Origin of the sequence: Novosphingobium sp. PP1Y (assembly GCF_000253255.1) — a bacterium.
Classification (GTDB): domain Bacteria; phylum Pseudomonadota; class Alphaproteobacteria; order Sphingomonadales; family Sphingomonadaceae; genus Novosphingobium.
Genome location: NC_015580.1, coordinates 846207 through 855848, shown reverse-complemented (window position 1 = coordinate 855848; position 9642 = coordinate 846207). Strand labels below are relative to the sequence as shown.

Sequence of the window (9642 nt, the reverse complement as noted above, 5' to 3'; positions counted from 1 at the left end):
GACGGAGGTACATGGCGAAACGTCAATTGGCGCGCAGGAAGCGGGTTCTCGTAACCGGCGGCGCCGGGTTCCTGGGATCGTTCCTGTGCGAGAGGCTCCTGTCGCTCGACCATGAGGTCGTGTGCGTCGACAACTTCTTCACCGGCACGCGCGACAACATTGCGCAGATGTTCGGCAATCACCGCTTCGAGATCCTGCGGCACGACGTCACTTTCCCGCTCTACGTGGAAGTGGACGAGATCTACAATCTCGCCTGCCCGGCAAGCCCGATCCACTACCAGCACGATCCGGTCCAGACGACCAAGACCAGCGTCCACGGCGCGATCAACATGCTCGGCCTCGCCAAGCGCACCGGCGCGCGGATCCTCCAGGCCTCTACTTCCGAGATCTACGGCGATCCCGAGGTGCACCCCCAGCGCGAAGACTATTGGGGCCGGGTCAATCCGATCGGCCCGCGCTCATGCTACGACGAGGGCAAGCGCTGCGCCGAGACGCTGTTCTTCGATTACCGCCGCCAGCACCAGTTGCCGATCAAGGTGGCGCGCATCTTCAATACCTACGGCCCGCGCATGCAGCCCGACGACGGCCGCGTCGTATCGAACTTCATTCTGCAGGCACTGCGCGATGAGCCGATCACGATCTATGGCGATGGGCGGCAGACCCGCTCGTTCTGCTTCGTCGACGACCTGATCGACGGGTTGATCGCACTGATGGATACGCCCGACGATTTCGCCGGCCCGGTCAACCTCGGCAACCCGGTCGAATTCACGATGCTCGAGCTCGCACGCAACGTGATCGATCTGACCGGCAGCGCCTCGACGCTGGACTATCGCCCGCTACCGCAGGACGATCCGCGCCAGCGCCAGCCGGACATTACGCTGGCCCGCGAAAAGCTGGGCTGGGAACCCTCCGTGCCGCTCAAGGACGGCCTCGCCCGAACCATCGAGTATTTCCGCGACCTCATCGAAGCAGGACTGATACCGGCATGACCCCCGGAAAATCCGACAGTAAATCCCGAGGCACGATCCTCGTCACCGGCGGCGCCGGGTACGTCGGGTCGCATTGCTGCAAGGCCTTCGCCCAAGCGGGCTGGCAGGTGGTGACCTACGACAACCTCTCGCGCGGCCATGCCGACGCGGTGCGCTGGGGACCGCTGGTCGTCGGCGACATCCTCGATGCAGACGCGCTCGATGCCGCATTCGCGCAGTACAAGCCCGATCTCGTGGGACACTTTGCCGCCTTCGCCTATGTCGAGGAATCGGTGCGCAAGCCCGAACTGTACTATCACAACAACAGCATCGGCAGCTTCACCCTGCTGGACCGGATGCGCGCGGCGGGAATCGACAAGCTCATCTTTTCGAGCACTTGCGCAAGCTATGGCATCCCGACCCGGGTTCCGATCGACGAAGCGCATCCGCAGTCCCCGATCAATCCTTATGGCTGGTCGAAGTTCATGGTCGAACGCATGTTGTCCGACTACGCCTCGGCCCACGGGCTGGACAGTGCAGCGCTGCGCTACTTCAATGCCGCCGGCTGCGATCCCGACGGCGAAATCGGCGAGTGCCACGATCCGGAGACCCATGCGATCCCGCTGGCTATCGAAGGGGCACTGGCCGCAGACCGGCCTTTCACCGTGTTCGGGACCGATTTCGACACGCGCGACGGCAGCGCGGTGCGTGACTACATCCACGTGTCCGATCTGGCCGCGGCCCATGTGCTAGCCGGGGAATGGATCATGGATCGCAAGGGCTTCCACCCCTTCAACCTGGGCACCGGCAATGGCACGACCGTGCTGGAAATCGCCGAAGCCGTGGCGCGCATCTGCGGGGTCGATCGCCCGGCGCAACTCGGCCCGCGCCGCGCCGGCGATCCGCCGGTGCTGATTGCCGATGCCGCCAAGGCGCGCGAGGAACTGGGCTGGATTCCGCGGCACTCGGACATCGATACGATCGTGCGCACCGCCGTCGCCTGGTATCGCAAATGCGCCGACAGGACCCTGGAGAAAGCGCCCGCCTAGCCCAGCGCGGCAACAGATCCGTCCGCGTGGGGACCGAAGACTTCGGCTGGCGTCCCCTCGGCCAGAACCCGGCCGTTGCCGATGCGCACGACGTGATCGACATTGCGCACGGTTTCGAGCCGGTGGGTGATGATCAGCACGGTCCGCCCGGCAAAGCGCTGCTCGAGACAAGTGCGCACACGCGCTTCAAGGGCCGTATCGAGCGCGCTGGTCGCCTCGTCGAGGATGAGGATGCCCGGATCGCGCAGGATGGCGCGGGCAAGGCCGACGCGCTGGCGCTCGCCGCCCGAGAGGTTCAGGCCCTGCTGCCCGATCCAGTCGCGGTCGCCGTATTCGAGCCCGGCAAGCATGTCGGCCAGGCCCGACAGTGCGTAGGCATCGGCCAGCGCAGCCCGATTCGCGTCCGAGCGGGCCATCAGCACATTGTCGCGCACCGTCCCTTCGACCAGATCGATGTCCTGCCCGGCCACGGCAATCGCGCGCAGCCAGTCCTCGCGCCGGATCGCTGCAATGTCCGTCTCGTCGAGCAGGATCTGCCCCGATTCCGGGCGGTAAAGACGCAGCAGCAGGTTGACGATCGTCGTCTTTCCCGAACCGCTGGCGCCGACCAGCGCCGTAGTGCGCCCGGCGGGAACGGTGAAGCTGACGTGGTCGAGCGCCTCTTTCTCATCATAGCCGAACGCGACATCGCGAAAGGCGATGGACTGGAATGTCTCGGGCATCGGCAGCGAGCCGGGATCGGGGTAGGTCTTGCCCTCCGGCCCGATCATGCGCCGCACCGACTGCAGCTGCGGCGCCGACTGGGCGAGGAACAGCGAATTGCTGGCGAATTCCTGCAAGTGCGGCTGAAGGCGGTAGAGCAGCGCAACGATGGTCAGGGTCGCGTGGAAATCGACCTTGAGCGCGCCGGCCCCGCCCACGATCAGGCAGATGATCGCGAGATAGCCGATCTCAGTAGCCGGACGGATCGCCGCAGACAGGCGCTCCATGCGCGCCAGGCTCTCTCGCGCCGAGGCCGAGGATTTGACGAAAGCTGCGTTCTGCGCCTTCTCGCGGCCATAGGCGCGGATCGCGCGCATGCCCTGCAGGGTCATCAGCATCAGCCCGCCCATCGACTGGTGCTCTGCCTTCACCGATGCGCCAAGCTGCGTCACCGGCCGCGACAGCCGCTCGAGAAAGAACGATACGGCGCCTGCGCAGATAATGGCGATCAGGGTGATCCGCCAGGACAGCATGAACAGGAAGAAGGCGAAGACCGCCGCCGCGCAGATGTTGATGATGAGGCGGGTAAAGGCGTTGTAGGCCGCGGCGATGCCCCAGCTATCGGTGCCCAGCACTTCCATCAGCTCGGCCTGCTCGTGGCGGCGGATGAAGTCGTAGGAGACGCCCAGGTACTCGCTGTGGATCGCGTTGCGGGCGCTTTCACTGATCCGCGCGCCCAGCCCCTGCGCAATGCGGTTGTAGAAATAGGCGATGACGCCGCGCATGACGATCAGGGCAAAAATCGCCGTGGCAAGTTCTGCAGGGCCGCCCAGCCATTCGAGGATCGAGGCCGCCACGTGCCCGAAATCGCGCGCCACGGTGCCCGAATCGTCGAGCTGGCCGAAAGCGGCGTAGAGAAACACGATGATCAGGCTGATGCCCGCCGTTTCCGCCAGCGAGGCGACCAGCCCCATGATGACGAGCAGGGGCGCAGCCCGCTTCGCCGCCGGGGCGATGGCGAGGAGTGCATTGAGGTCCCTGAGAGCGGCAATCCGGCCGCCGGCCCCGGTGTCAGCTTCCTTGCCCATAGCCCTCCTCACAGGAGCCTATCACGAACCGCACCGGAACATGGCCTTGCCTGCGCCGCGATCCTCCCGAGAAACGCTGGCGCCTGCCGCGCACCAGCGCGCGCGGCACCCTGGTCAATAGCACGCCCAGCGCCGCGAAGGGAGCTTGCGCCAGGAATTCCGGCAACAATTTCACCATGGAGCGAAAATCCCCCCGCTCTGCCGCCGCCAACAGGCTCCATTCGAGGTAGAACTTGCGCCCTTTCAGGATTTCCCTGCGGTACTGCGGGTAGCGTGCGGCCATTTCGGCCGCGACCAGATCGAAGGAGCGCAACATGCGCAACATGTCGCTGGACATGTTGCCGTCCATGACGCGATACCCCGTCAACGGCTCGGGCACGAGCGCGAAACGGAACTTCTCGGCGATGCGGAAATAGATCGCGAGGTCCTCGCACCCCTGCGCCCCGCGTTCGTGCAGCGAGGAGTCGAAGCCGCCGGCATATTCCAGCGCCTCGCGGGTCATCAGCGCGGCGCTGCCGTTGCCCACGAAATTGCCGTGCATGATCGCGTAGAGTACATCCCCTTCTGCCCGTGGTCGGTGACTGAGGCTGGTGACGCGGCCTTCCTCGTCGATCCGCGCATACCAGGTATAGGCTAGCCCCGCCCTTCCCCCGGCCGCCTTGAGCGCCGCGAGCTGCCGCTCGATCTTGGTCGGCGCCCACAGGTCGTCGGCATCGACGAAGGCGATCAGGTCCGAAGCCGCACACTTCCAGCCACGATTGCGCGCGGCGGCGACCCCGGCATTATCCTGCTGCATCAGCGCGATGCGCGGATCTTCGGCAGCAAATTTCAGGACCTGCGCAGCCGTGGCATCGGGCGAACCGTCGTCGACGACCACGATCTCCAGCGCGCGGTGGCTTTGCGTCATCACGCTTTGGAGGGTCTCCGCGATGAACCCGTCAGCCTTGTAGGCGGGAATGACGACGCTCACGAGTTCGGTCGGACGGCCCGGCACAATGCCCAGCATCTGCGCGACGGCATCGACGACGGAGCGCTGCGATTGCGCGGCGATTCTGCCCTGCAGCAAGTGGGCAAGGCTGACGGAGACCTGCGGCCAGTGGGGCACCAGTTCACCCGGCGTGCGGCAGGCACCGCTGCAGAAGGCCTCGAGGATCATCCTCGCGGCGCTCGCCACGTCTTGCGGTCCGAGCGCAATCTGCGGAAAGTCGCGCAGGTCGTTGCGCCAGGCACGACCCTGCCCGGCGGCAACGGCGGCGCACCATAGCTCGAACCAAGCAAAGCTCGTGGATGCGGCCTCGGCCGATAATCCCGCATCGAAGCAACCCCTGGCGATCACCCTTTGCGCATCGCCGAAAAGCTGCACGAGATCGGTAGAGAGCGAACCCGGTCGCAGGCGATAGCGGGCGTGGAGATCGCGGATCGGCACGAAGGCGCAGCCGGACAGCGCCAGTCGCTGCCACATGTCCCAGTCCTCGCAGGTCCTGAACGCCGTATCGAAACCGCCCAGCCGCTCCACCGGATCGCGCCGGAGCAAGACCGCGTGCGGGGCCAGCGGATTGCGCCTGCTGAAAGTGCCCACCGGATCGACCGCGATGGCGGGATCGAAGCGGGGCATGAAGCCCTTGCCTGCCGGCGTGACGCGCAGATAACCGCAGAAGCTGGCATCCGCAGCCTGATCTCTCTCGAGGCCAATCGAAAGCCACTTGAGATGATCGGGCGCGATCCAGTCGTCGGAATCGATGAAGAACAGCGCATTGCCGCGAGCATGGCGCAGACCTTCGTTGCGCGCGGCGGCAAGACCCAGCCCGCCGGTCTCGACCATCGCCAGCCGGGGGTCGCGATCGCAGTAACGCCCCGCAATCGCGCCGGTCGCATCGCTCGAACCGTCATTGACGATCACCGCGTGCCAGTCGTGCATCTCCTGCGCAAGCAGGCTGTCGAGCGTCCGGGCCAGCGTATCTTCTGCATCGCGGGCCGGGATGATGACCGATACCGCGCTCACGGCTGCGGCGCCCTGCGGTGGCGCCAGTAGTAGATCAGCCCGGCGACATAGCCGGAAATCTCCTGGCGCAGGAACCGATTGTCCGGCCGCGTCCCTCTCACCAACCGGCGCAGCACCCGCCCGGCGTAATAGCGCGGCATGATCGCAAAGGCCCGGCGCAGGTTCCCGCGATTGCCGGTGCGCTCGTGCTGGACCATCAGCGCCGCCGCATGGCCGCGCATGTAGTGGTAGATCTGCGAGGCGAGCCCGGCGATCTCTCGCCTGTGGACGTGAAAGGCAACCGCGGCCGGATCGTAAACGCACACGCCGCCATGGCTGAGGATGCGGTGCCAGTACTCGGAATCGCCCGAACAGCCCGCCGCGCCGACATCGAGGCGCTCGTCGAAATAGCCCGCGATCTCGAACGCGCGGCGGTGAAAGGCCATGCTGGCCCCGGCCCCGATCGTCCAGACTTCGCTGCCGGTCTGGCGATCCATCGCAAAAAAGTTCTCATCGAAGCGGCGCGGCAGATAGCCCTGTCCGAAGCTCCAATGCGTCTCGAACAGGATCTGCGCTTCCGTCTCCAGTTCGGCGGGAAGCACGAGCCCGGTCACCGCCATGGCATCACCGGCCTCAAGGGCCAGCGTCAGGCGCTCCAGCCAGCGGGGATGGAGCCGCACGTCATCGTCGGTATAGGCGATGACCGGGGAACGTGCCCGGCGCGCGCCGCTGTTGCGGGCAATGTCGAGCCCGGGCCGGTCCTCCCGCACATAGACAACGCCCGCTTCCTGCGCGACTTGCCGGGTGCGATCGTCCACCGAAGCATTGTCGACGACGATCACTTCGGCGGGCCGGTAGCTCTGGTGCACCAGCGAGGCGAGACATTCGCGCAGGACATCGGGCCGGTCGCGCGTACAGATCACCACCGAGGCATCGAGAGTCGGGCGGCGAAGATCGGCGGCCATGTCCCTCGCCCGCACGAGGGCGGGCGAAGTAGTGAATGCCTGCCAGTGGCGTTCCAGGTCGATTCGCTCGCCGGGCCGCCCCTCGTCGATGACCTGCCCCACCGGCATGTCCTGCCACCAGAACACAAGGAGCGTGCGAGCCGTCTCGCGGACGGGCGCAGGCGGCATGGCCGATGCGTCTATGTGCTCGATGGCGATGCGGGACATCTCAGGCGGACTTTCTGCTGCAATGCGGCGACAATGCTGAAACGCGTCGATCAGACAATCCCGCGAAGCGTCCGCTGGTTCCGAAATCGGGCCGGACAGTGCTTTCGCCCGCGAAGATGTTCAGGCAGACTGGTTTTCGAAGCCAATGGAGATGTGCTTGGAACCTGCCGGCAGCGAAACCGTATCCGTCATCGTACCGGCCTATAACGCAGCCCGGACGATCGGCGAGACGCTGCGCAGCGTCACGGCACAGACCCATCGCGAACTCGAAATCGTGGTCGTCGACGACGGATCGGCGGACGACACGCCCGCCATCGTACAGGGCCTTGCGGCGCGCGATCCGCGCATCCGCCTGCTGCGCCAGGCCAATGCCGGTGTCGCCGCTGCCCGCAACGCCGGGATCGCGGCCTCGACCGGCCGGTTCATCGCGCCGGTCGACGCGGACGACCTGTGGCATCCGGCCAAGATCGAACGGCAGCTGGCCGTGTTCCGCCAGGGCGGGGAGCGGATGGGCCTCGTCTATACCTGGTTCGCACTGATCGACGGCAAGTCCCAGGTCGTGCAGCTGCGCCACCGGCCCTGTCACGAAGGTGACGTGCTGGCCCCCCTCGCCTTTCACAACTTCATCGGCAATGGCTCTTCCGCGCTGATCCGGCGCTCCGCGTTCGACAGGACCGGCGGCTACGACACCACCCTGCGCGCGCGCGGCGGGCAAGGGTGCGAGGACTGGAAGCTCTATTTCGAGATCGCCGAACATCACCACTTCGGCTTCGTTCCCGAGCCGCTGACCGGCTATCGCGACCTTCCCGACAACATGTCGAGCGATGTCCTGCAGATGCTGCGCTCGCGCGACTTGTGCACAGAGGACCTGCTGCCGCGCCACCCGGAGCTTGCAAAGGCGTTCCGGTCGGGCCGCAATCGCCTGAGCCGCCTGCTGCTCCACCGCGCCATTCGCCTCGGCCGCACGAAGGAAGTCATCCGGCTGGCCCTGTCGATCGGGCGCTACGACCCGGCCTTCCTCGCCGTAGTCATCGCTTCGCTGCCGCTTTCCGCCGCGAAAGGCGTGGTCGGGCGTCTGCTGCCCGCTGGAGGCTACCAGGGTCATTCGAACACTGCCTTCGCCCGGCTCGACCCGCTGTAGGGCGATGGAGCGCTGCGGCCCTGCGCGATCACTTCGGCAAACAGGTCGGTCAGGAGTTCAAGGTGCCGCTCGGCAGAATACTGCGCCTTGGCCTTGAGCGGCCCCGCAGTGCGCAGGCGCCGATCCAGCGACGGATCTTGCATCAGGCGCGCGATGCAATCGGCCAGGGCCGCTGCATTGCCGGTCTCGAACAGCAGGCCGTCCTCGCCATCCGTGATCGCCGCCGATAGCGAACCCAGGTTGGAAGCAATCACCGGCACGCCGGCGCTGATGCTTTCCAGATAGAAGTTCGGCAGGTTCTCGAACCAGACCGAGGGGATGATCGAGGCCGTTGCACTGCCAAACAGACCCGCCACTTCCTCGGCCGCGACCGGGCGTTCGAAACTGATGCAATCGGCAAGGCCGGCGCGCTCGACATGCCGCACCAGTGCCTTGTGGTAATCCTCGTACTGCGCGCCGCCGACGATGCGAAGCCGCGGCGGCGAGCCCGAACGCCGCTTCAAGACCGCCATCGCCTCGATCAGCGTTTCCAGACCTTTCGACGGATCCAGGCGCCCGGCATAGAGCAGGTACTTCCCCGAATCGCCCGCGCGGGGCGCAAAGATCTCCTCATCGGCGAAAGTGGGTATGCAGGCCAGCCGCGCAGGATCGTAGCCGCCCCGGACCATGAAGTCGGTCAGGAACGGGTTGGTCGTTACAAACCGGTCGATCAGATCGAAATAGCCCTGCCGGCGATGGTACCATGTCGCCGCGGCATCCAGCGCCGATATCACCCGGCTGCCGTGCACGCAGCCGTGCACGACGCCGGGCAGCAGGCGACCGCCGAGACATTTGGTGCAGCTCTCCCCGTTACGCAGGAAATGGTGCTCGGCGCACAGGTATCCGTAATCGGACACGCGCACCACGATCGGCACCCCGGCATTGTGCAGCGCAACAAGAACGGAAGGCGACAGCTTGCGCAGGAACAGGATCAGGTAGGCAGCGTCGGGCCGGAAGTCCTCTATCAGCCGCGCAAGGTCGCGCTCCACCTCGCGCGAATAGAACAGGCGGCCGAGACTGCGCCCGACCGACCCGGGATCGGTGCGATGCTCGTCGAAGTAGACCTGATCCGCCCTGCCGATGGGCCTGGTGAAATAGGAAGACCACGGACTGCCTCGGTTCTGCTCGTAATCGATCGAGAAGACAGCGGTCTCGTGCCCCGCGCGTTGCAGAACCCTCTCGATGTTGAACAGGTAACGCTCCGCCCCGCTTGCCACGAAATAGCGGTGATTGATCAGCAGAAGCCGCAAGTCTTGATCCTAGGCACGCCCACGCAGGAGCCATCCATATCGTGGTGCAAATTACAGTTAACAATACCGAAACCTTGACTTCGGCAATCCCCCAAAAGGCGGAGGACGAACACGGACAGCCCCGTTGTCCCGGGACGGAACAGCGAGGCTGTCATGAAGTTAACGCAAGTCCTGGCCGGCCGCCCGTGCGTTCGCCGTTGCTTTGCAACAGGTCGTCCATTCTTTTTTGCAGTTGCGAATTCAGAGGTGGAA

Annotated in this window: 7 protein-coding genes; 3 read left to right on the top strand and 4 right to left on the bottom strand. The window is 65.6% G+C overall.

The annotated features are described in order from the left end of the window. Window positions 1-11: 11 nt before the first annotated feature. Together PP1Y_RS10110 and galE are read left to right on the top strand one after the other, a co-directional pair. Window positions 12-989, top strand: a complete 978-nt coding sequence (locus PP1Y_RS10110; protein WP_007012014.1) for a UDP-glucuronic acid decarboxylase family protein — start codon at window positions 12-14, stop codon at window positions 987-989. Next, window positions 986-2017: a UDP-glucose 4-epimerase GalE gene (galE, locus tag PP1Y_RS10105; RefSeq protein ID WP_013832141.1), complete on the top strand. Its 1032-nt coding sequence runs from the start codon at window positions 986-988 to the stop codon at window positions 2015-2017. Before PP1Y_RS10110 ends, galE begins: the two co-directional genes overlap by 4 nt. Here galE and PP1Y_RS10100 read toward each other — a convergent pair. The 3 genes from PP1Y_RS10100 to PP1Y_RS10090 are packed head-to-tail and all read right to left on the bottom strand — an operon-like array spanning window position 2014 to window position 6960. Next, window positions 2014-3807 carry an ABC transporter ATP-binding protein gene (locus tag PP1Y_RS10100; RefSeq protein ID WP_013832140.1) on the bottom strand — a complete coding sequence of 598 codons (1794 nt, stop codon included), beginning with the start codon at window positions 3805-3807 and terminating at the stop codon, window positions 2014-2016. The genes galE and PP1Y_RS10100 overlap by 4 nt on opposite strands. Then, on the bottom strand, window positions 3791-5809 hold the full coding sequence (locus tag PP1Y_RS24650; RefSeq protein ID WP_051010010.1) for a glycosyltransferase: 2019 nt from the start codon (window positions 5807-5809) through the stop codon (window positions 3791-3793). Before PP1Y_RS24650 ends, PP1Y_RS10100 begins: the two co-directional genes overlap by 17 nt. Next, window positions 5806-6960: a glycosyltransferase family 2 protein gene (locus PP1Y_RS10090; RefSeq protein ID WP_013832138.1), complete on the bottom strand. Its 1155-nt coding sequence runs from the start codon at window positions 6958-6960 to the stop codon at window positions 5806-5808. Before PP1Y_RS10090 ends, PP1Y_RS24650 begins: the two co-directional genes overlap by 4 nt. 151 nt (window positions 6961-7111) lie before the next feature. On the opposite strand from PP1Y_RS10090, the gene PP1Y_RS10085 reads away from it, so the two are divergent. Next, window positions 7112-8101, top strand: a complete 990-nt coding sequence (locus PP1Y_RS10085) for a glycosyltransferase family 2 protein (protein ID WP_013832137.1) — start codon at window positions 7112-7114, stop codon at window positions 8099-8101. Here the strand turns inward: PP1Y_RS10085 and PP1Y_RS10080 are convergent. Beyond that, window positions 8062-9390 (bottom strand): glycosyltransferase, encoded by a 1329-nt coding sequence (locus PP1Y_RS10080; RefSeq protein WP_041558746.1) that lies wholly within the window; start codon window positions 9388-9390, stop codon window positions 8062-8064. The genes PP1Y_RS10085 and PP1Y_RS10080 overlap by 40 nt on opposite strands. Between the last annotated feature and the right edge of the window lie 252 nt (window positions 9391-9642).

What these genes read in the sequence shown, in the direction of transcription:
- PP1Y_RS10110 (WP_007012014.1), top strand. Translation starts at nt 12, where the DNA reads ATGGCGAAACGTCAATTGGCGCGCAGGAAGCGGGTTCTCGTAACCGGC.
- galE (WP_013832141.1), top strand. Translation starts at nt 986, where the DNA reads ATGACCCCCGGAAAATCCGACAGTAAATCCCGAGGCACGATCCTCGTC.
- PP1Y_RS10100 (WP_013832140.1), bottom strand. Translation starts at nt 3,807, where the DNA reads ATGGGCAAGGAAGCTGACACCGGGGCCGGCGGCCGGATTGCCGCTCTC.
- PP1Y_RS10090 (WP_013832138.1), bottom strand. Translation starts at nt 6,960, where the DNA reads ATGTCCCGCATCGCCATCGAGCACATAGACGCATCGGCCATGCCGCCT.
- PP1Y_RS10085 (WP_013832137.1), top strand. Translation starts at nt 7,112, where the DNA reads ATGTGCTTGGAACCTGCCGGCAGCGAAACCGTATCCGTCATCGTACCG.